The following is a 19,407-nucleotide window of genomic DNA, read 5'->3' as shown; positions in this document are numbered from 1 at the left end:
GGGGCTGAGTCGGGCTGACGGCAAGTGTTGCGGTGATTGCTGCGACACTGCGGGGCTTGGGTGCCCGGTGCGATTTGGTGCATGATGCCCGATAAGTGACGGATCGAGATGACCTATGCTGGACGAGCTGCTTGGCCGTGTGAGCCGCTATACCCCACGGACTCTGGAAACAGATCGGCATTTTCCCGAGGCGGCAGTATTGCTGCCGGTAACCCGCAGTGCCGAGCCCGAACTGATTCTGACCCTGCGCGCCAGCGGGTTGTCGACCCACGGTGGTGAAGTGGCTTTTCCGGGAGGGCGGCGCGACCCTGAGGACCCGGACCTGATCTTTACCGCTCTGCGTGAGGCCGAAGAAGAGATCGGCTTGCCGCCGGGTCTGGTCGAGGTGATCGGCCCGCTCAGCCCGTTGATCTCGTTGCACGGGATTCGAGTAACCCCTTATGTCGGGCTGGTGCCTGATTACGTTGAGTATCTGGCCAATGATGCCGAGATCGCGGCGGTGTTCAGCGTGCCGCTGGAGTTCTTTCGCCAGGACCCGCGCGAGCATACCCACCGTATCGATTACCAGGGCCGCAGCTGGTATGTGCCGAGCTACCGTTTTGGCGTGTACAAGATCTGGGGGCTGACGGCGATCATGATCGTAGAGCTGATGAACTTGCTTTACGACGACGTCAATATCAGCCTGCATACCCCGCCTGAACGCTTTATCAATATTTAGAACTGTCAGCAGACAGCCGTATCAGCCTTGAGGACTTCCCCATGAAATACCGCTTGGGCGACTCGCTCGTCGAAACCCATCCCGCCAGCTGGACTGCCCCCAATGCCACCCTGATCGGCAAGGTCCGTCTGGAGGAAGGCGCCAGCGTCTGGTTTAACGCGGTGCTGCGTGGTGACAACGAACTGATCCTGATCGGTAAAGACAGCAACGTGCAGGATGGCGCGGTCATGCACACCGACATGGGCTATCCACTGACCCTGGGTACCGGCGTGACCATTGGTCATAACGCCATGCTGCATGGCTGCACGGTGGGTGATTACAGTCTGATCGGCATCAATGCAGTGATCCTCAATGGCGCAAAAATCGGCAAGCATTGCATCATCGGCGCCAATTCGCTGATTGGTGAAGGCAAGGAAATTCCCGACGGTTCGCTGGTAATGGGCTCGCCTGGCAAAGTGGTGCGCGACCTGACTGACGAGCAGAAAAAACTGCTGGAAGCCAGCGCTGCGCATTATGTGAAGAATGGCCAGCGTTATGCCCGCGACTTGCAGGTGCAAGATCAATGAGTGATGCAGAACGCCCGGTTGCCTCGCCTTGCGTGAATATTTGCGCGCTCGACGACGATGATCTGTGTACCGGCTGCCAGCGCTCGGTTGCCGAAATCACCCGCTGGAGCCGCATGACCAACCCCGAGCGGCGTGAGGTGCTGGCGTTGTGTCACGAACGTGCGAAATTCAGTGGCATGGTGTGGACGGTGGATAGCCTGTAGTCCCTGCCGCAGGCTGCGATATACCCTGTGGGAGCTGGCTTGCCTGCGATGCAGGCAATGGGCACTTCGAGGCTGACTGCGGGGCTGTAAATCCCCAGCAAGCCGGCTCCCACGGTCGAACTGTCCAGCCTCGGTGTACACGCTACAAAATCAGGCATGACTCAAGTACCCTGTGCGCCTTATTCAGAGGTATCGCCAGGTCCATGTTGTTTCTAATCGCTTATATCGCCAGCGTCGTGTTGATTAACTACGCGTTTTCCGCGGCGCCGCACCTCGATATCATCTGGTCGGCCTGGGGCGGGCTGGTGTTCGTGCTGCGTGACATGGTGCAAACCCGATTCGGCCACGGCGCCATTCTGGCCATGCTGGTAGCGCTGGTGCTGTCGTATGCCACCTCTGATCCCTCGATTGCCCTGGCCAGCGCCACCGCGTTCGCCGTGTCGGAGTGTATTGACTGGCTGGTGTTCTCCATTACCAAGCGCCCGTTGCATGACCGTTTGTGGATCAGCTCTGCGCTGAGCATCCCCCTCGATACCTTTATCTTTTTCGGCATGATCGACGCCTTTACCCCGGCCGTGATCTTCACCGCGATGGCCTCCAAATTCGCTGGTGTCACCTGCGTGTGGCTGGCCATGGCCTGGCGTTTGCGCAAAGCCGCTGAGCGCTCGCGGATCATGTAAAATGCCGGCCTTCTTCCCTGCAGGCGCAAGCGTTGCGAGCGCCTTCGATGATTTGCTTCCTTGAGGACCTGAAATGACCCGTATCGGAACTCCACTGTCGCCAACAGCGACCCGCGTAATGTTGTGTGGCTGCGGCGAGCTAGGCAAGGAAGTCGTCATCGAATTGCAGCGTCTGGGGGTCGAAGTCATCGCGGTCGATCGCTACGCCAACGCCCCGGCCATGCAGGTTGCGCATCGCAGCCACGTGATCAACATGCTGGATGGAGCTGCACTGCGCGCCGTGATCGAGCTGGAGAAGCCGCATTTTATCGTTCCGGAAATCGAAGCCATCGCTACCGCGACTCTGGTCGAGCTGGAAGCTGAAGGTTTTACTGTAATCCCGACCGCCCGTGCGACCTCGCTGACCATGAACCGCGAAGGCATTCGCCGTCTGGCAGCGGAAGAGCTGGACCTGCCAACTTCGCCGTACCACTTTGCCGACACCTTCGAGGATTACAGCAAAGCGGTGCAGGATCTTGGCTTTCCGTGTGTGGTCAAGCCGGTCATGAGTTCGTCGGGCAAAGGCCAGAGCCTGCTGCGCAGTGCCGACGATGTCAAAACTGCTTGGGATTACGCTCAGGAAGGCGGTCGTGCGGGCAAAGGCCGGGTCATCATCGAAGGCTTTATCGACTTCGATTACGAAATCACCTTGCTGACCGTGCGCCATATTGGCGGCACGACGTTCTGCGCGCCGGTCGGTCACCGTCAGGAGAAGGGCGATTATCAGGAGTCCTGGCAGCCACAGGCAATGAGCCCGATCGCGCTGGCGGAGTCCGAGCGTGTGGCCAGAGCAGTGACCGAGGCGCTGGGTGGTCGCGGCCTGTTTGGGGTCGAACTGTTTATCAAGGGCGATCAGGTGTGGTTCAGCGAAGTCTCGCCGCGCCCCCATGACACCGGGCTGGTCACGCTGATCTCGCAGGATTTGTCGCAGTTTGCCCTGCATGCACGGGCGATTCTGGGGTTGCCGATTCCGTTGATCCGCCAGTTCGGGCCGTCGGCTTCGGCAGTGATTCTGGTGGAGGGGCAGTCGACCCGCACCGCATTCTCCAACCTCGGAGCGGCTCTGAGCGAGCCGGATACCGCCTTGCGTCTGTTCGGCAAGCCCGAGGTCAATGGCCAGCGCCGCATGGGCGTGGCACTGGCCCGGGATGAGTCGATTGAGGCGGCACGGGCCAAGGCCACGCGTTCATCCAAAGCGGTTGTCGTCGAGCTATAACCCCCCGCAACAACCTGTTGTAGGAGCGAGCTTGCTCGCGAGCTTTTTGCACAGCTCGTGAGCAAGCTCGCTCCTGCAGGTTTAGATGACCTTGTTCAGGTCTGCCTCTTTGGTTTCCTTCAAGCACAGTACAGCGATCAGGCTGAGTACTGCCGCGCCTGACACATACCCGCCCACCCAGCTCAGGCCGCCCATGCTCACCAGCTTCTGGGCGAAAAACGGTGCGGCCGAGGCGCCGACAATGCCGCCCAGGTTGTAGGCAGCCGATGCGCCGGTATAGCGCACGCGGGTCGGAAACAGTTCAGGTAGCAGGGCTCCCATCGGGGCAAAGGTCACACCCATCAAAAACAGCTCGATGCACAGAAACAGAGCTACACCCCAGGTCGTGCCATGGGTGAGCAACGGCTCCATGAGGAACCCGGACAAAATTGCCAGTATGCCGCCGACAATCAACACCGGTTTGCGCCCGTAACGGTCGCTGGCCAGGGCCGACAGCGGCGTGGCAGCGGCCATGAACAGCACGGCAAAGCACAGCAGGCCAAGGAACGTTTCGCGGGTATAGCCCAATGTTGAAACGCCATAGCTCAGTGAAAATACCGTCGAGATATAGAACAGCGCATAACACACCACCATCGAGGCCGCGCCCAGCAGCATTGGTGCCCAGTACTGGCTGAAGAGTTCAACGATCGGCATTTTCACGCGTTCATGTTGGGCCACGGCCTTGGCGAATACCGGTGTTTCCTCCAGCTTGAGACGTACATACAGACCGACCATTACCAGGGCGGCACTCAGCAGGAACGGGATGCGCCAGCCCCAGGAGCGGAACTGCTCATCACTGAGGGTCAAGGCCAGCGCCAGAAACAGGCCATTGGCCGCGAGAAAACCGATCGACGGACCCAGTTGCGGGAACATGCCGAACCAGGCGCGCTTGCCTTTGGGCGCGTTTTCGGTGGCCAGCAAGGCTGCGCCACCCCATTCGCCACCGAGACCCAGCCCTTGCCCAAAGCGCAGTACGCAGAGCAGGATCGGTGCCCAGGCGCCAATGGTGGCGTAGCCCGGCAGCACGCCGATCAGGGTGGTGCACACGCCCATCAGCAGCAGGGAAGCCACCAGCGTGGATTTGCGACCTACACGGTCACCGAAATGGCCAAATAGAAATGAGCCCAGCGGGCGAGCGAGAAAGGCGATGCCGAAGGTCAGAAATGCCGACAGCATCTGTGCTGTGCCGGAGGTCTGCGGGAAAAAGACCGGGCCAATGACCAGTGCAGCGGCGGTGGCATACACATAAAAGTCGTAGAACTCGATGGCCGTACCGATAAAACTGGCCGTAGCGACACGGGCTGTGGAGTTGACCGGCTTCTCGGGCGAGGCTTCGCTGTAAGTCGTGCTGATGCTCATGCGCATATCCCTGACAGTTATAAGCTCGTGACCTTCATCAGCCTTTGCGGCGGACAGGGCAGAGCGGTTTTTATGGTCGTTTGGCCTTTGGAGGCAAATGCCAGTCAGTCAGGCGAGCGCAGTCTCAGGCAGGGAGATAAGTCGGTGGGAACCGGCCCGCCAGCGCCCACTGAATATATGCGGTGTTTTAATCGACTGGCTTTGCCCCGCAAGCGGGGTGCAAGCGGAAATGATTATAGGGAGGCCCGTTCGAATGTAACAAGACCTTGCGCGGCGATTAAACCGCGGGTTTGACGCTGTTGTGCCAGATCAGTACGCGGCTGACGCGGTTCTCTTCAGTCTCGAGAATTTCCAGGCGATAGCGGCCGATTTTCAGGCAAACAGTGGTTTCAGGAATGGTTTCCAGTGCTTCGGTGACCAGCCCGTTAAGGGTTTTCGGCCCGTCGCAAGGCAGGTGCCAACCCAGGGTTTTGTTCAGTTCGCGGATGGAGGCGGCGCCGTCCACCACAAAGCGGCCGTCCGGCAGAGGTTCAATCAGCGGGTTGTCGACGTTTTGCTCGTCTTCGAACTCGCTGACGATTTCTTCGAGGATATCCTCCAGGGTCACGATACCCAGCACCTCACCGTACTCATCGACCACCACACCCAGCCGGCGCTGTTGCTTGTGGAAGTTGAGCAGTTGCAGTTGCAGGGGGGTGCTTTCAGGGACGAAGTAGGGTTCGGTGCAGACGGACAACAGCGCCTCTTTGGTGAGGCTGGCATCAGGCAGCAGGTGCTGGATGTGTCGGGTATTGAGGATGGCCTCGACCTGATTGATGTCGTTATGAAACACCGGCAGGCGCGTGCGCTTGGTCTGGCGCAACTGTTCGATCAGTTCTTCGATGGAGTCATCGAGGTTCAGGCCTTCAACTTCACTGCGCGGAATCAGGATGTCGTTGACCGTGATGTTGTCCAGCGCATGGATGCCGGAGAGCAGTTGTGGCCGGCTGCTGGGCTGCTCGTCGTCTTGCAGGGAGGATTCGTGGCGCGTCTGCGGCACTTGCGTACTAAGGACCTTCTTGCTGTTTCTGCCCAACAGGAAGCCGGCGAGCAGCCCGGCTCCAGCGATCAAAAGTGCAAAAACTGCCAGCATCGGCCCGGGGGGCAAGCTATCCATAATCATCGCCCGTCAGATATGCAGAATGTATTCACGAACCAGCTTGCTGCCAAAGTAGGCCAGCATCAGCAGGCAGAAACCGGCAAACGTCCAGCGTATGGCTTTATGTCCGCGCCAGCCCAGGTGATGGCGCCCCAGCAGCAACACGCTGAACACTATCCATGCCAGGCAGGCGAGCAAGGTTTTGTGAACCAGATGCTGGGCAAACAGGTTGCCCAAAAACAGCCAGCCGGAGATCAGTGACAGTGACAGCAGTGACCAGCCGGCCCACAGGAAACCGAACAGCAGGCTTTCCATGGTTTGCAGGGGCGGGAAGTTCTTGATCAGGCCTTTAGGGTGTTTGTTTTTGAGCTGGTAGTTTTGCAGGGTCAGCAGCAAGGCCTGAACCACCGCAATGGTGAACATGCCATAGGCCAGCAGCGATAACAGGATGTGAGCAAGGATGCCGGGCTCTTCATCGATGGCCTGGACCGTACCGGGCGGGGCGAACTGCGACAGCAGGACCGTGAGCATCCCCAGCGGGTATAGAAGCAGGAGCAGGTTCTCTACCGGTATGCGGGCACACGCGACCAGCGTAACGATAATGACCGCCGCGGCAATCAGGCTGGCAGCGCTGAAGAAGTCCAGCTCAAGACCCGCCGGGGTCATCAGGTGGGTAAACAGGCTCATGGCCTGGGCGATCACGGCGAGAATGCCGAGCGTCACCAACAGGCGTTTGTTCGCCTTTGCGCCTTGGCGCAGGCAAGTACCTTGATAGAGGGTCGCAGCGGCATATAGACAGGCGGCGGCGAGGCTGGGTAGCAAACTCGGTGACAAGGGGAGCATAAATCCTGTTAGGCAAGCCCGAAAGGACTGAGTTTGGCATACAACCGCCCATGCACGAAAGACCACATAAGCCGACGGCAAGGTGTCGTATGCGGCCAGTCTTCGCTATAATCCGCGACCTGCCCACGCCGCAGGCTCGCCGAGCATCAGTTTTACACGGGCTGGGCCGCAATAACCCCGGTCTACTTTGGGCCTGAAAGGATCGCGCATGTTTGAAAATTTAACCGATCGTCTCTCGCAGACGCTGCGCCATGTTACCGGCAAGGCCAAGCTGACCGAGGACAACATCAAAGACACCCTGCGTGAAGTGCGCATGGCGTTGCTGGAAGCCGACGTGGCTTTGCCAGTGGTCAAGGACTTCGTCAGCGCGGTCAAAGAGCGCGCTGTCGGCACTGAAGTGTCGCGCAGCCTGACGCCGGGCCAGGCGTTTGTGAAGATCGTCCAGGCCGAGCTTGAAAGCCTGATGGGCGCTGCCAACGAGGACCTGGTCCTCAATGTCACGCCGCCTGCTGTAGTTTTGATGGCCGGTTTGCAGGGTGCGGGTAAAACCACCACCGCCGGCAAGCTGGCGCGCTTCCTTAAAGAGCGCAAAAAGAAAACCGTCATGGTGGTCTCGGTCGACGTTTACCGTCCTGCGGCAATCAAACAGCTGGAAACCCTGGCGGGCGAAGTGGGCGTTACGTTCTTCCCGTCCGATATCAGCCAGAATCCGGTGAGCATTGCGCTGGCGGCCATTGCCGAAGCCAAACTCAAGTTCATTGATGTAGTTATTGTCGATACCGCGGGTCGTTTGCACATCGACGCCGAGATGATGACTGAAATCCAGGAGCTGCACGCGGCCGTCAAGCCTGCAGAAACCCTGTTCGTCGTCGACGCCATGACCGGTCAGGATGCCGCCAACACGGCCAAGGCCTTTGGTGATGCATTGCCGCTGACCGGTGTGATCCTGACCAAGGTCGACGGTGATGCCCGTGGTGGTGCGGCATTGTCCGTGCGCTCGATCACCGGCAAGCCGATCAAATTCATCGGTATGGGCGAGAAGAGCGATGCTCTGGAGCCGTTCCACCCCGATCGTATTGCTTCGCGCATCCTCGGCATGGGCGACGTGCTCAGCCTTATCGAGCAGGCTGAACAGACTCTCGATAAAGACAAAGCCGACAAGCTGGCGAAGAAACTCAAGAAAGGTAAAGGCTTCGACCTCGAAGACTTCCGCGACCAACTGCAACAGATGAAAAACATGGGCGGCCTTGGCGGTCTCATGGACAAACTGCCAAACATGGGCGGTGTGAATCTGGCGCAAATGGGCAATGCCCAGGGCGCAGCAGAAAAGCAGTTCAAGCAAATGGAAGCCATCATCAACTCCATGACCCCGGCCGAGCGCCGTGACCCTGACCTGATCAGTGGTTCGCGCAAACGCCGTATTGCCATGGGTTCCGGCACTCAGGTGCAGGACATCGGGCGCTTGATCAAGCAGCACAAGCAGATGCAAAAGATGATGAAGAAGTTTTCCGCAAAAGGCGGGATGGCCAAAATGATGCGCGGCATGGGCTCGATGATGCCTGGCGGCGGCATGCCAAAAATGTAATTTACCTGCCCGAGCGCTTGCGTTCGGGCAGCTCGCATTTATGCGAGACACCCGGCAAACCCGCACATGCGGGAGCCGACCTGCTGCCATTCGTGGCGGCCTTATAGCAAATCTTTATGGCATGTCGACTAGGCGCCAGAAAAAGACATTTGCAAAAGTCCGGATATTCCTTAGAATATGCGGCCTTTCGGGCACCTATGCCCGCTGTGCATTTAGATTTGCAGCACCGACTACAGGAACGATCTACACATGCTAACAATCCGTCTTGCCCTTGGCGGCTCCAAAAAGCGCCCGTTTTACCACTTGACCGTTACCGATAGCCGTAACCCACGTGATGGTTCCCACAAGGAACAAATTGGCTTCTTCAACCCGGTTGCCCGTGGTCAGGAAGTTCGTTTCTCCATCAAAGAAGACCGCCTCGCCTACTGGTTGGGTGTTGGTGCACAAATGTCTGAGCGCGTTGCTCAGCTTGTGAAAGAAAACGCTAAGGCCGCGGCCTGAGCAATATGAGCGTGACGCCTGATCTTGCTGATGATTTGATCGTTATCGGCAAAATTTATTCAATTCATGGCGTTCGCGGCGAAGTGAAGGTTTATTCCTTTACGGATCCAATTGATAACCTGTTGGACTACAAAAAGCTGACGCTTCGGCGCGGTAATGATGTACGACAGGCAGAGCTGGTCAGTGGCCGTTCTCATAACGGCAAGTTTCTGGTCGTAAAGCTCAAGGGTCTTGATGATCGCGATGAAGCTGGTCTTCTGCGCGAATTCGAAATCTGCGTGCCGCGCAACCTGTTTCCTGAACTGACCGATGGCGAGTACTACTGGTACCAGCTGCAGGGTCTTAAAGTGACCAACCTCGAAGGGCAATTGCTCGGCAAGGTTGTAGATCTGATGGAAACTGGCTCGAACGATGTCATGGAAGTCAAACCTTGCCCGGGTAGCCTGGATGATCGTGATCGCTTGTTGCCCTATACAGAGCAATGCGTGTTGAACATCGACCTGGAAGCCGGCGAGATGAAGGTGGATTGGGATGCGGACTTCTAAGCGTGGCTAAATTGCGCGTAGAAGTGATCAGTTTGTTTCCCGAAATGTTTTCCGCCATCAGCGACTACGGCATCACTAGTCGTGCGGTGAAACAAGGGCTGTTGCAGCTCACCTGTTGGAACCCGCGTGACTACACAACGGACCGGCATCACACTGTGGACGATCGCCCATTTGGCGGTGGTCCGGGCATGGTGATGAAGATCAAGCCTCTGGAAGATGCACTGGTTCAGGCCAGAGAAGCAGCCGGAGAGGCGGCGAAGGTTATTTACCTGTCGCCCCAAGGCCGTCAGCTGAATCAGTCGGCGGTACGCGAACTGGCGAATGAGGAAGCATTAATCCTCATTGCAGGTCGCTATGAAGGCATTGACGAGCGTTTTATAGATGCTTATGTCGATGAAGAGTGGTCGATTGGTGACTATGTACTTTCCGGTGGCGAGCTGCCGGCGATGGTTCTGATTGATGCGGTTACACGACTGCTGCCTGGAGCTTTAGGGCATGCGGACTCCGCGGAGGAAGATTCCTTCACGGATGGTTTGCTGGATTGCCCGCACTACACCCGACCGGAGGTGTATGCGGATCAGCGTGTTCCCGACGTATTGCTTAGTGGCAATCATGCACACATCCGGCGTTGGCGTTTACAGCAGTCCCTTGGGCGGACCTTTGAACGACGCGCCGATCTTCTGGAAAGCCGCTCGCTTTCTGGAGAAGAGAAGAAGCTGCTCGAGGAATATATCCGCGAGCGGGACGATAGTTAACAACGTATCGATGGTAGATCAGACGATCTACCTTAGGAGCACAGCATGACTAACAAAATCATCCTTGCACTCGAAGCAGAGCAGATGACTAAAGAGATCCCTCCTTTTGCCCCGGGCGACACTGTTGTCGTTCAGGTGAAAGTGAAGGAAGGCGATCGTTCGCGTCTGCAAGCTTTCGAAGGTGTAGTGATTGCCAAGCGTAACCGTGGTGTGAACAGTGCTTTCACTGTTCGTAAAATCTCCAACGGTGTTGGCGTAGAGCGTACTTTCCAGACCTACAGCCCGCAAATCGACAGCATGGCAGTCAAGCGTCGCGGTGACGTTCGTAAAGCCAAGCTGTACTACCTGCGTGACCTGTCCGGTAAAGCAGCTCGCATCAAGGAAAAACTGGCTTAAGTCCAGCTTCCCGATGCAGAAAAAAGCAGCCTTCGGGCTGCTTTTTTGTGCCTGAAATTTGTTGGACCTTTGTCTGGTTGCAGGTAGTAAAAGCATGTCTTCGCGTGATCAAGAAATTCAACGTCGTACCGAACTGTCCGTTACCCGCATCACCAAGGCGGTATTCCCGTCGACCACCAATCACCACAACACTTTGTTTGGCGGCACCGCACTGGCGTGGATGGACGAAGTATCGTTTATCGCCGCGACCCGTTTCTGCCGTTTGCCGCTGGTGACAGTGTCCACCGACCGGATCGACTTCAACCATCCGATCGCGGCCGGCTGCATTGTTGAGCTGGTGGGGCGTGTGGTTAAAGTCGGCAACACCAGCCTCAAGGTTGAAGTTGAGGTGTATGTCGAAAGCATGAGCTGTGATGGTCGCGAGCTGGCAATCCAGGGCTTGTTCAGCTTTGTTGCCATTGACGATGACAAGCGCCCGGTGCCGGTATTGCCAGGCTTTGCCCGCCAAGGCGAGTAATAACAAACATAGGTTGGAGCCAGCCTGGCTCCAACAGGCTAGGCATCCTGCCTGATCAAGGCCAATAGCGTCCAGCCGGCTCCCGGCTTCAAATCGCTCTCTGGCGTCACCACATGCACCCAACTGTTGTGGTCACAGGCAAACAGCAGTGTGGCGCGATCGCCATGCAAGGCCTGGTAATCCTCCCAAGTGAAGTTTTCAGTAAGGTGAGTGCTGTATATCTCGGCACCGTTGTGCAGTTCACTGGCCAGTTGGGTATAGGTCAGGGCCGGGTTACCCAGGGATTGCCCGCGATGCTCATCACTGGCGCGATGTTTGTCAGTGCGGCGGATTTCCTGACCGCTGGCCAATGTGTACAGGCGTTTGGGGCCAAATTCATGGCGAAATCGGATTGCGGCCAGGGTATTGAGTTCACCTGATGGCGACAGCGCAAGCAGGTGCCCGAGGCCCACCAGGTCCAGATGCACCTCGGCGTGTTGCGAGGCCGGGTTGCCAAAGTAGGTCGGCAAGTTCTCCATGCGCGCGGATCGGATATTTTCCCAGTTGGAGTCGGTCAGCAACACGCGACTGCCCAGTTGTTGCAGGGCTTTGCCAATGGCCCGGGCCGGACCGTTGGCGCCGACGATCAGAAAGCCGCTGGGTGCTGGCTCGGCGACCTTGAGCAGGCGTGCCAAGGGGCGAGCGGTAGCACTCTGCAACACAACGGTGCCAATGATCACGGCAAACGTCAGTGGAACCAGCAGCAGCGCCCCTTCATGTCCGGCTTGATCCAGGCGAACTGCAAAAATGGCCGACACCGCCGCCGCAACAATGCCGCGCGGTGCGATCCAGGCCAGTAGCGTGCGCTCACGCCAGTTGAGTTTTGAGCCGAAAGTCGAGAGCAGTACATTCAGCGGGCGCGCAATAAATTGAATGATCAACAGCAACACCAGCACCACGGGCCCCAGCGCGATCATGGCATGCAGGTCCAGGCGTGCCGCCAGCAAAATGAACAGGCCCGAAATCAGAAAAATACTCAGGTTTTCTTTGAAGTGCAGAATGTTGCGTACATCAACGCCCTTCATATTGGCCATCCACATGCCCATCAGCGTGACGGCCATCAGTCCTGACTCATGCATCACCGTATTGGAGGCAATGAATATGGCCAGTACTGTCGCCAGTGTGGCCAGGCTGTGCAGGTATTCCGGCAGCCATTGCCGGCGCAGGATATGCCCCATGACCCAGCCGCCCACGATGCCAAACAGGCTGCCGCATACAATCACTCCGCCAAAGGTCAGCAGGCTGTGGCTCAGGCCCTCGCCTGAAGCGCGGGTAATGATGAAGCTGTACACCACCACTGCCAGTAACGCGCCAATGGGGTCGATGACAATGCCTTCCCAGCGCAGGATATTGGCAATCGATGCCTTGGGTCGCACCACACGCAGCATTGGCACAATCACCGTTGGCCCGGTAACCAGTGTCAGGGTGCCGAACAGCAGCGCCAGCAGCCAGTCAAAGCCCAGCAGCCAATGCGTGGCCAGGGTAATCACCGCCCAGGTCGAGAGGGCGCCGATGGTAACCAGGCGGCGCACTACGCTGCCTATTTCACCCCATTCGGACAGGTGCAGGGTCAGGCTGCCTTCAAAGAGAATCAGCGCCACTGACAGCGAAACCAGAGGCATCAGCAGAGGGCCGAACAGCTCTTGCGGATCAAGCCAGCCCAGAACGGGCCCTGCGAGAATCCCGGTCAAGAGCAAAAACAGGATGGCTGGCAGTTTCAGGCGCCAGGCCAGCCACTGAGAGCCCAGGGCAGCGATGCCGATTCCCCCCAAAGCCAGCAGAATCTGTTGTTCATTCATAAGGGGCTCCTGTGAGAACCTGTGGTTTATGGCATCAGCCGGCCATGAAAGACTAGCGGCCACTTTTGCAGTTCACCTTTTATTTATGCGCGGCCTGCGGGCTGCGCTTTTCGAGCGCCAATGCCTGCTATAGACAACCCACTTATCGACCGTTTCCTGGATGCCCTGTGGCTGGAAAAGGGGCTGTCGGACAACACCCGTGACGCTTATCGCAGCGATTTGGCGTTATTCAATGGCTGGTTGCAGGAGCGCGGCCTTGAACTGGCCAGTGCCGGGCGCGAGCTGATTCTGGATCACTTGGCGTGGCGCCTGGAGCAGGGTTACAAACCTCGCTCCACAGCACGTTTTCTTTCCGGAGCCCGTGGCTTCTATCGTTATTTACTGCGTGAAAAGCTGATTGCAGTCGACCCGACCTTGCAGGTCGATATGCCGCAACTGGGCAGGCCGTTGCCCAAGTCCCTGTCAGAGGCAGACGTCGAAGCGCTACTCGCAGCCCCTGATCTGGGAGAGGCCATTGGTCAGCGTGATCGGGCAATGCTGGAGGTGCTTTATGCCTGCGGCCTGCGGGTGACCGAATTGATCAGCCTGACTCTGGAACAGGTCAACCTGCGTCAAGGGGTGCTGCGGGTGATGGGCAAGGGCAGCAAGGAGCGGCTGGTACCCATGGGGGAGGAGGCCATTGTCTGGGTTGAGCGCTACATGCGAGATGCCCGTCACGAGCTGCTTAACGGTCGCCCAAGCGATGTCATGTTCCCCAGTCAGCGCGGTGAGCAAATGACCCGGCAGACCTTTTGGCACCGTATCAAGCATCAGGCCCGGGTGGCCGGGATCGACAAATCCCTGTCGCCCCACACCTTGCGCCACGCCTTCGCGACCCACTTGCTCAACCATGGTGCCGACTTGCGCGTGGTGCAGATGTTGCTGGGGCACAGCGACCTGTCCACGACCCAGATTTACACCCATGTGGCGCGTGCCCGCCTGCAAGAGATACATGCCCGCCATCACCCCCGTGGCTGAGCTGTTTATGTGCGCTTGCGTCGGCCGGAGTCGGCCACGCAAGCCAACTGTGGTAGGCTTTGCCGGTTCAGAAAGCGCGCCACCGGAATCCTTTTTTGCAGATCGGGATTTTCAGGTTTGGCCGTTTGTCCGCCTTCAGGAGTTCCCATGCGCGTGACCCAGATTTTTGCCGCCGCAGCCATTGCGTTGGTCAGTACGTTTTCTTTTGCCGATACCGGTGCCGAACAAGCCATTCGCAAGAGCCTTGAAACACTGCAACTGGATGTTCCGGTCGAGAACATCAGTGCCAGCCCCATGGCCGGTCTGTACGAAGTCAAACTCAAGGGCAGCCGTGTACTGTATGCCAGTGCCGACGGCCAGTTCATCGTGCAGGGCTATATGTTCCAGCTCAAGGACGGTAAGCCGGTCAACCTGACCGAGCAGGCAGAACGCATTGGCGTCGCCAAATTGATCAATGGCATCCCGGTGGCAGAAACAGTTGTTTACCCGGCAATCGGCGAAACCAAGTCGCACATCACGGTCTTTACCGACACCACTTGTCCGTACTGCCACAAATTGCACGCCGAAGTCCCTGAACTGAACAAAATGGGGATTGAAGTGCGCTATGTTGCTTTCCCGCGTCAGGGCCTGGGTTCGCCGGGAGACAAGCAACTGCAAGCCGTCTGGTGCTCCGCGGACAAGAAAGCCGCCATGGACAAGATGACGGATGGTAAAACGGTAGAGGCGCCAAAATGCGCCAATCCGGTGGCCAAACAGTTCGCCATGGGCCAGTCCATTGGTGTAAATGGTACGCCTGCGATTGTTTTGGCAGATGGCCAGGTCATTCCGGGCTATCAGCCTGCTGCGCAGGTTGGCAAGCTGGCACTCAGTGTTAAATAATCCTGCATCGTCACGGTAAGCCTTTGACGATCATGGCGGGGCCCTTCAGTGGCCCGGCTATTAATAGAGAACCGTGGTAATCCACGGTTGTTTTCCACGGCCGACCTTGAGTCGGCCGTTTTATGGGGAGTTCAGCGTGAATCCGGTCAAAGTAGGTATCTGTGGGCTCGGGACCGTCGGTGGCGGCACCTTCAACGTACTAAAGCGTAACGCCGAGGAGATTGCCCGCCGTGCCGGGCGTGGTATCCAGGTTGCGCAAATTGCCATGCGTACGCCAAACCCTCAGTGCGACATTACCGGTACCCCCATTACCAACGATGTATTCGCTGTTGCGACCAACCCTGAAATCGACATCGTTATCGAGCTGATTGGTGGTTACACCATCGCCCGTGAACTCGTGCTCCTGGCCATCGAAAACGGCAAGCACGTGGTGACGGCCAACAAGGCGCTGATTGCCGTTCACGGCAACGAAATTTTTGCCCGGGCGCAAGAGAAGGGCGTGATCGTTGCTTTCGAAGCAGCAGTGGCTGGCGGTATTCCGGTGATCAAGGCCATCCGTGAAGGCCTGTCGGCCAACCGCATCAACTGGGTAGCGGGCATCATTAACGGCACGGGCAACTTTATCCTCACCGAGATGCGCGAGAAGGGCCGTACCTTTGAAGACGTGCTGGGTGAAGCGCAGGCACTAGGATACGCCGAAGCCGATCCGACGTTTGACGTGGAAGGCATCGATGCCGCGCACAAACTGACGATTCTGGCTTCAATTGCGTTCGGTATCCCGCTGCAATTCGACAAGGCCTACACCGAAGGCATCACCAAGCTGACCACGGCTGACGTTAATTACGCCGAGGCGCTGGGCTATCGGATCAAGCACCTGGGGGTAGCGCGCAGCACTGCCAGCGGTATCGAATTGCGGGTTCACCCGACCCTGATCCCGGCCGACCGTTTGCTTGCCAACGTCAATGGCGTGATGAACGCGGTCATGGTCAATGGCGATGCCGCAGGTTCAACCCTGTTCTACGGCGCAGGCGCCGGCATGGAGCCAACGGCTTCGTCGGTGGTGGCAGACCTGGTGGACGTGGTGCGTGCAATGACCTCCGATCCCGAGAATCGCGTACCGCACCTGGCCTTCCAGCCTGACGCGCTGTCCGATCACCCGATTCTGCCAATCGAAGCCTGTGAAAGCGCTTATTACTTGCGCATCCAGGCCAAGGACCATCCGGGCGTATTGGCCCAGGTGGCCAGCATCTTGTCGGAACGCGGGATCAACATCGAATCGATCATGCAGAAAGAAGTCGAAGAGCATGACGGTCTGGTACCCATGATTCTGCTGACCCACCGTGTGCTCGAGCAGCACATGAACGACGCCATCGCGGCGCTTGAAGCGCTGCAGGGCGTAGTGGGCCCGGTGGTTCGCATCCGCGTTGAGCATCTTAATTAATTAAGCAGCTGCAAGCGGCAGGCTTCACGCTGCAGGTTAACGCCGATCGGCTTTTACTTGCAGCTTGTCGCTGAACCGCTGCCGCTCAAACCGAAGGTTTGCCCTTATGCGCTATATCAGCACCCGTGGCCAGGCACCGGCCCTGAATTTTGAAGATGTCCTGCTGGCCGGTCTGGCCAGTGATGGCGGTTTGTACGTACCGGAAAACCTGCCGCGCTTTACCCAGGAGGAAATCGCTTCCTGGGCAGGCTTGCCGTATCACGAACTGGCTTTTCGGGTTATGCGCCCGTTTGTCACCGGCAGTATCCCTGACGCTGATTTCAAAAAGATTCTCGAAGAGACCTACGGCGCGTTTTCCCACGCAGCGGTAGCACCACTGCGCCAGCTCAATGGCAACGAGTGGGTGCTGGAGCTGTTCCACGGTCCTACGCTGGCGTTCAAGGACTTTGCCCTGCAACTGCTCGGGCGTCTGCTGGACTACGTGCTGGAAAAACGTGGCGAGCGCGTGGTCATTGTCGGCGCGACCTCCGGTGATACCGGGTCCGCTGCCATTGAAGGCTGCAAGCACTGCGAAAACGTCGACATCTTTATCCTGCATCCCAATAACCGGGTGTCGGAAGTACAGCGTCGCCAGATGACCACGCTGTTCGGCGAAAACATCCATAACATTGCCATCGAAGGCAACTTCGATGACTGTCAGGAGATGGTCAAGGCCAGCTTTGCTGATCAGGACTTCCTCAAGGGTACGCGTCTGGTCGCTGTGAACTCGATCAACTGGGCGCGAATCATGGCCCAGATCGTTTACTACTTCCATGCCGCCCTGCAGTTGGGCGGGCCGCATCGCTCGGTTTCGTTCTCGGTGCCTACCGGTAACTTTGGCGATATTTTTGCCGGCTACCTGGCGCGCAACATGGGCTTGCCGATCAATCAGTTGATCGTTGCCACCAACCGTAATGACATCCTGCACCGCTTCATGAGCGGCAACCAGTACGCCAAGGACACGCTGCACGCGACCCTTTCGCCGTCGATGGACATTATGGTGTCCTCCAACTTCGAGCGTTTGCTGTTCGATTTGCACGGTCGTAATGGCGCGGCAGTTGCCGGCCTGATGGAAACTTTCAAGCAAACCGGCAACTTCAGCGTCGAAGACGATCGCTGGACCGAAGCGCGCCGTTTGTTCGATTCGCTGGCAGTCGATGACGAGCAGACCTGCGAAACCATTGCCCAGGTGTTTGCCGAAACGGGCGAAGTGCTGGATCCGCATACGGCGATCGGTGTCAAGGCTGCCCGTGAGTGTCGTCGCAGCCTGGATATCCCGATGGTCATTCTGGGTACGGCGCATCCGGTCAAGTTTCCTGATGCCGTCGAAAAGGCCGGTGTCGGTAAAGCGCTTGAGCTGCCTGCGCACCTTGCCGATCTGTTTGAGCGCGAAGAGCGCTACACAGTCCTGCCCAATGACTTGAAGGCTGTGCAGGCCTTTGTCAGCCAGCATGGCAATCGCGGTAAGGCCCTGTAAACCTTGCGCGTTTTGAAGCCCGTCCTATGACGGGCTTTTTTGTGTGCGCAGGAAACTTCCTGCGAGCTTTTAGGACTCATCCTATATTGATTCTTAGTAAACCCTTCTAGAGTCGCTTTCCCCGCGCAAAGCCCGCGTTATGCTCCAAAGGTCCATGATGCGTTCCCTGAAAGTTCTGATTCTTGAAGACAACCCTTTCCAGTTGATGGCGCTGCATCAGATGTTGAATGCCTTTCGCATTTTTGACGTTCTGACGGCTGAAAGTGTTGAGTCTGCACGCTGCTCGCTGGCCAGCCGGGGGGCGATTGATCTAGCCATTTGTGATGTGCATCTGGAAGGGCCCGCCGCGCTGGAGCTGATTCATGAGCTGGCCGTCAAGAATGAAGCGCCGGCGTTGATTATTCTTGGCGGTGGCGAGGCCGATGTGCTGAACAGCGCGGCAAGTGCAGCCCGAAGGGCCGGTCTCGAGGTCCTGGGATGTTTGCCCAAACCGGTGAGCGTTACCGGTTTGGGGCTGCTGCTGGACTCATATCAGCAGGCCTGTGCGCAAAGTGCGATTTGAGGGCATGAACGACGGAACCTTTAGCAGGTTCCCCGTGTCAGATCTTGCATCAACAGGATCAAGCTTATTGCTCCGATGCTTGCAGCCTGTTGAGCGGGTCATCATGACCTTGTTAAACCCCGAGCTGTCTCCCCACTGCTCGGGGTTTTTTTTGCGTGTTTTTTGTCACTGCCCCGTGGCTGATGGCGGGCTGGAGTTCTGAACGTCATCCACTTGCCCGAACTCAAGCCATGTTCCCTCTGAGGTGTTCAGTGCCTGATGTTCTCGGCTGGCAAGTATGGCGTTGACACGGCGAATAACTTCACGACCTTCAGGCGTGTTCGAACAGCCGATGTGAATGGGCTGGTAAGCGGGGGCACCGATGATCCGGTAAAAGATCAGCGACTCGGGTGCGAGCCCTTGTTGTCTTGCCTTCGATTGAATCTCTGGCCAATAGCCCAGCAGCGCCTGAACGCGGCCTGCATCCTGCATATGCAGCAAGCTGCCCAGCGGGTCGTTGCCGTAGTGGATAAAGAGCTGGTCTGCGGGGCCTTGTGACACTTGAGTATCAATCCATGTGCCGTAGCTGCGTTTGGCGATGACGCCGAGCTTCAAGGTTTGAGCTTTGAGCATGGCCTGCAGATCCACCGAGTCGCCGTGGACAAAGGGCTCGATCAGTTGCTTGTTTTCGCGTCGAATCGTCAGGCCATTGCCATGCAAGTCGATGACCGGGCGCGAATAGGTAATTGACTGGGCGCGAGCGGGATTCCTGACCAGCGCCGGATCGCAGGCCAGCGACGTCTCTTCGAGCATCCGGATGGCCCGCGCCCGGTTAACCGGCAAGATCACATGCTCATACTGCGGCATGCCTGCCATCAATGCCGGCATCAGCCGGTCTATGATGCCCTGACCTTTTTGCGCCCCATCGCGCACCGTCAAGGGTGGCAAGTCGCGCATCAACCAGATGAGCTTTGGTGCAGCCAGCCCCGCTGGCATCCACATAACCAACGCCGACGTGATCAGACCTGAGCAAATGCCTCGCCACTGTGCATGATTGGCCATTGTGCTGATTTCT

The 19,407-nt window shown here is 57.8% G+C and carries 20 protein-coding genes and 1 pseudogene; 16 read left to right on the top strand and 5 right to left on the bottom strand.

Annotation, left to right across the window (positions count from 1 at the left end; all coding sequences use genetic code 11):
• Positions 1 to 115 precede the first annotated feature (115 nt).
• The 5 genes from ACP7BO_RS07230 (at position 116) to purT (ending at position 3,422) form a co-directional block, all read left to right on the top strand.
• Positions 116 to 718, top strand: a complete 603-nt coding sequence (locus ACP7BO_RS07230; protein WP_003440220.1) for a CoA pyrophosphatase — start codon at positions 116 to 118, stop codon at positions 716 to 718.
• A 41-nt stretch (positions 719 to 759) separates the two neighbouring features.
• Positions 760 to 1,284 (top strand): gamma carbonic anhydrase family protein, encoded by a 525-nt coding sequence (locus tag ACP7BO_RS07225; RefSeq protein ID WP_060694870.1) that lies wholly within the window; start codon positions 760 to 762, stop codon positions 1,282 to 1,284.
• A complete protein-coding gene (locus ACP7BO_RS07220; protein ID WP_426209326.1) occupies positions 1,281 to 1,487 on the top strand; it encodes a DUF1289 domain-containing protein in 207 nt (68 codons plus the stop codon). Before ACP7BO_RS07225 ends, ACP7BO_RS07220 begins: the two co-directional genes overlap by 4 nt.
• A gap of 203 nt (positions 1,488 to 1,690) precedes the next feature.
• Entirely contained in the window at positions 1,691 to 2,167 is a 477-nt protein-coding gene (locus ACP7BO_RS07215) for a preQ0 transporter (RefSeq protein ID WP_060694866.1), read from the top strand.
• A 73-nt stretch (positions 2,168 to 2,240) separates the two neighbouring features.
• On the top strand, positions 2,241 to 3,422 hold the full coding sequence (gene purT / locus ACP7BO_RS07210; RefSeq protein WP_397454657.1) for a formate-dependent phosphoribosylglycinamide formyltransferase: 1,182 nt from the start codon (positions 2,241 to 2,243) through the stop codon (positions 3,420 to 3,422).
• Between the two features lie 81 nt (positions 3,423 to 3,503).
• Here purT and ACP7BO_RS07205 read toward each other — a convergent pair whose 3' ends face one another.
• The 3 genes and pseudogenes from ACP7BO_RS07205 to ACP7BO_RS07195 all read right to left on the bottom strand — a co-directional run bounded on the left by ACP7BO_RS07205 (position 3,504) and on the right by ACP7BO_RS07195 (position 6,801).
• Positions 3,504 to 4,820, bottom strand: a complete 1,317-nt coding sequence (locus tag ACP7BO_RS07205) for an MFS transporter (RefSeq protein WP_426209323.1) — start codon at positions 4,818 to 4,820, stop codon at positions 3,504 to 3,506.
• A 277-nt stretch (positions 4,821 to 5,097) separates the two neighbouring features.
• Positions 5,098 to 5,793, bottom strand: a pseudogene (locus ACP7BO_RS07200) (transporter associated domain-containing protein); the annotation flags it as partial.
• 195 nt (positions 5,794 to 5,988) lie between these two features.
• Positions 5,989 to 6,801 carry a cytochrome C assembly family protein gene (locus ACP7BO_RS07195; protein ID WP_060694857.1) on the bottom strand — a complete coding sequence of 271 codons (813 nt, stop codon included), beginning with the start codon at positions 6,799 to 6,801 and terminating at the stop codon, positions 5,989 to 5,991.
• Between the two features lie 208 nt (positions 6,802 to 7,009).
• Between ACP7BO_RS07195 and ffh the strand changes: the two genes are divergently transcribed.
• The 6 genes from ffh (at position 7,010) to ACP7BO_RS07165 (ending at position 11,100) form a co-directional block, all read left to right on the top strand.
• Positions 7,010 to 8,386, top strand: a complete 1,377-nt coding sequence (gene ffh / locus ACP7BO_RS07190; protein ID WP_060694855.1) for a signal recognition particle protein — start codon at positions 7,010 to 7,012, stop codon at positions 8,384 to 8,386.
• A 249-nt stretch (positions 8,387 to 8,635) separates the two neighbouring features.
• On the top strand, positions 8,636 to 8,887 hold the full coding sequence (gene rpsP, locus ACP7BO_RS07185; RefSeq protein ID WP_003440261.1) for a 30S ribosomal protein S16: 252 nt from the start codon (positions 8,636 to 8,638) through the stop codon (positions 8,885 to 8,887).
• A 5-nt stretch (positions 8,888 to 8,892) separates the two neighbouring features.
• A complete protein-coding gene (gene rimM, locus ACP7BO_RS07180) occupies positions 8,893 to 9,432 on the top strand; it encodes a ribosome maturation factor RimM (RefSeq protein ID WP_426209320.1) in 540 nt (179 codons plus the stop codon).
• 2 nt (positions 9,433 to 9,434) lie between these two features.
• Positions 9,435 to 10,187, top strand: a complete 753-nt coding sequence (gene trmD / locus ACP7BO_RS07175) for a tRNA (guanosine(37)-N1)-methyltransferase TrmD (protein WP_003440270.1) — start codon at positions 9,435 to 9,437, stop codon at positions 10,185 to 10,187.
• Between the two features lie 45 nt (positions 10,188 to 10,232).
• Complete coding sequence (gene rplS, locus ACP7BO_RS07170; RefSeq protein ID WP_060694850.1) at positions 10,233 to 10,583, top strand: 50S ribosomal protein L19; 351 nt, start codon at positions 10,233 to 10,235, stop codon at positions 10,581 to 10,583.
• Positions 10,584 to 10,677: 94 nt separating this feature from the next.
• On the top strand, positions 10,678 to 11,100 hold the full coding sequence (locus tag ACP7BO_RS07165; protein WP_426209318.1) for an acyl-CoA thioesterase: 423 nt from the start codon (positions 10,678 to 10,680) through the stop codon (positions 11,098 to 11,100).
• A 38-nt stretch (positions 11,101 to 11,138) separates the two neighbouring features.
• Here ACP7BO_RS07165 and ACP7BO_RS07160 read toward each other — a convergent pair whose 3' ends face one another.
• Positions 11,139 to 12,938: a cation:proton antiporter gene (locus tag ACP7BO_RS07160; RefSeq protein ID WP_426209316.1), complete on the bottom strand. Its 1,800-nt coding sequence runs from the start codon at positions 12,936 to 12,938 to the stop codon at positions 11,139 to 11,141.
• Positions 12,939 to 13,058: 120 nt separating this feature from the next.
• Between ACP7BO_RS07160 and xerD the strand changes: the two genes are divergently transcribed.
• The 5 genes from xerD (at position 13,059) to ACP7BO_RS07135 (ending at position 18,353) form a co-directional block, all read left to right on the top strand.
• Positions 13,059 to 13,955, top strand: coding sequence for a site-specific tyrosine recombinase XerD (gene xerD / locus ACP7BO_RS07155; protein ID WP_060694843.1), 897 nt, complete (start codon positions 13,059 to 13,061; stop codon positions 13,953 to 13,955).
• 147 nt (positions 13,956 to 14,102) lie between these two features.
• Positions 14,103 to 14,834 carry a thioredoxin fold domain-containing protein gene (locus tag ACP7BO_RS07150; protein ID WP_426209314.1) on the top strand — a complete coding sequence of 244 codons (732 nt, stop codon included), beginning with the start codon at positions 14,103 to 14,105 and terminating at the stop codon, positions 14,832 to 14,834.
• Positions 14,835 to 14,970: 136 nt separating this feature from the next.
• Positions 14,971 to 16,275, top strand: coding sequence for a homoserine dehydrogenase (locus tag ACP7BO_RS07145; RefSeq protein ID WP_060694839.1), 1,305 nt, complete (start codon positions 14,971 to 14,973; stop codon positions 16,273 to 16,275).
• A gap of 106 nt (positions 16,276 to 16,381) precedes the next feature.
• Positions 16,382 to 17,791 (top strand): threonine synthase, encoded by a 1,410-nt coding sequence (gene thrC, locus ACP7BO_RS07140; protein ID WP_397454653.1) that lies wholly within the window; start codon positions 16,382 to 16,384, stop codon positions 17,789 to 17,791.
• Positions 17,792 to 17,948: 157 nt separating this feature from the next.
• A complete protein-coding gene (locus ACP7BO_RS07135) occupies positions 17,949 to 18,353 on the top strand; it encodes a response regulator (protein ID WP_426209312.1) in 405 nt (134 codons plus the stop codon).
• Positions 18,354 to 18,518: 165 nt separating this feature from the next.
• Here ACP7BO_RS07135 and ACP7BO_RS07130 read toward each other — a convergent pair whose 3' ends face one another.
• Positions 18,519 to 19,334: a TIGR02285 family protein gene (locus ACP7BO_RS07130; RefSeq protein WP_426209310.1), complete on the bottom strand. Its 816-nt coding sequence runs from the start codon at positions 19,332 to 19,334 to the stop codon at positions 18,519 to 18,521.
• Between the last annotated feature and the right edge of the window lie 73 nt (positions 19,335 to 19,407).

This window comes from Pseudomonas sp. TWR2-1-1 (genome assembly GCF_049897045.1).
Lineage (GTDB): Bacteria > Pseudomonadota > Gammaproteobacteria > Pseudomonadales > Pseudomonadaceae > Aquipseudomonas > Aquipseudomonas versuta.
Note: the sequence above shows the minus strand (reverse complement) of the source record. Positions and strands in the feature narration are given on the sequence as shown.

Bases quoted from the DNA above. Each gene is read 5' to 3' on its own strand.
- ACP7BO_RS07230 (WP_003440220.1), top strand. From the start codon at position 116: ATGCTGGACGAGCTGCTTGGCCGTGTGAGCCGCTATACCCCACGGACT.
- ACP7BO_RS07225 (WP_060694870.1), top strand. From the start codon at position 760: ATGAAATACCGCTTGGGCGACTCGCTCGTCGAAACCCATCCCGCCAGC.
- ACP7BO_RS07220 (WP_426209326.1), top strand. From the start codon at position 1,281: ATGAGTGATGCAGAACGCCCGGTTGCCTCGCCTTGCGTGAATATTTGC.
- ACP7BO_RS07215 (WP_060694866.1), top strand. From the start codon at position 1,691: ATGTTGTTTCTAATCGCTTATATCGCCAGCGTCGTGTTGATTAACTAC.
- purT (WP_397454657.1), top strand. From the start codon at position 2,241: ATGACCCGTATCGGAACTCCACTGTCGCCAACAGCGACCCGCGTAATG.
- ACP7BO_RS07205 (WP_426209323.1), bottom strand. From the start codon at position 4,820: ATGAGCATCAGCACGACTTACAGCGAAGCCTCGCCCGAGAAGCCGGTC.
- ACP7BO_RS07195 (WP_060694857.1), bottom strand. From the start codon at position 6,801: ATGCTCCCCTTGTCACCGAGTTTGCTACCCAGCCTCGCCGCCGCCTGT.
- ffh (WP_060694855.1), top strand. From the start codon at position 7,010: ATGTTTGAAAATTTAACCGATCGTCTCTCGCAGACGCTGCGCCATGTT.
- rpsP (WP_003440261.1), top strand. From the start codon at position 8,636: ATGCTAACAATCCGTCTTGCCCTTGGCGGCTCCAAAAAGCGCCCGTTT.
- rimM (WP_426209320.1), top strand. From the start codon at position 8,893: ATGAGCGTGACGCCTGATCTTGCTGATGATTTGATCGTTATCGGCAAA.
- rplS (WP_060694850.1), top strand. From the start codon at position 10,233: ATGACTAACAAAATCATCCTTGCACTCGAAGCAGAGCAGATGACTAAA.
- ACP7BO_RS07165 (WP_426209318.1), top strand. From the start codon at position 10,678: ATGTCTTCGCGTGATCAAGAAATTCAACGTCGTACCGAACTGTCCGTT.
- ACP7BO_RS07160 (WP_426209316.1), bottom strand. From the start codon at position 12,938: ATGAATGAACAACAGATTCTGCTGGCTTTGGGGGGAATCGGCATCGCT.
- xerD (WP_060694843.1), top strand. From the start codon at position 13,059: ATGCCTGCTATAGACAACCCACTTATCGACCGTTTCCTGGATGCCCTG.
- ACP7BO_RS07150 (WP_426209314.1), top strand. From the start codon at position 14,103: ATGCGCGTGACCCAGATTTTTGCCGCCGCAGCCATTGCGTTGGTCAGT.
- thrC (WP_397454653.1), top strand. From the start codon at position 16,382: ATGCGCTATATCAGCACCCGTGGCCAGGCACCGGCCCTGAATTTTGAA.
- ACP7BO_RS07135 (WP_426209312.1), top strand. From the start codon at position 17,949: ATGCGTTCCCTGAAAGTTCTGATTCTTGAAGACAACCCTTTCCAGTTG.
- ACP7BO_RS07130 (WP_426209310.1), bottom strand. From the start codon at position 19,334: ATGTGGATGCCAGCGGGGCTGGCTGCACCAAAGCTCATCTGGTTGATG.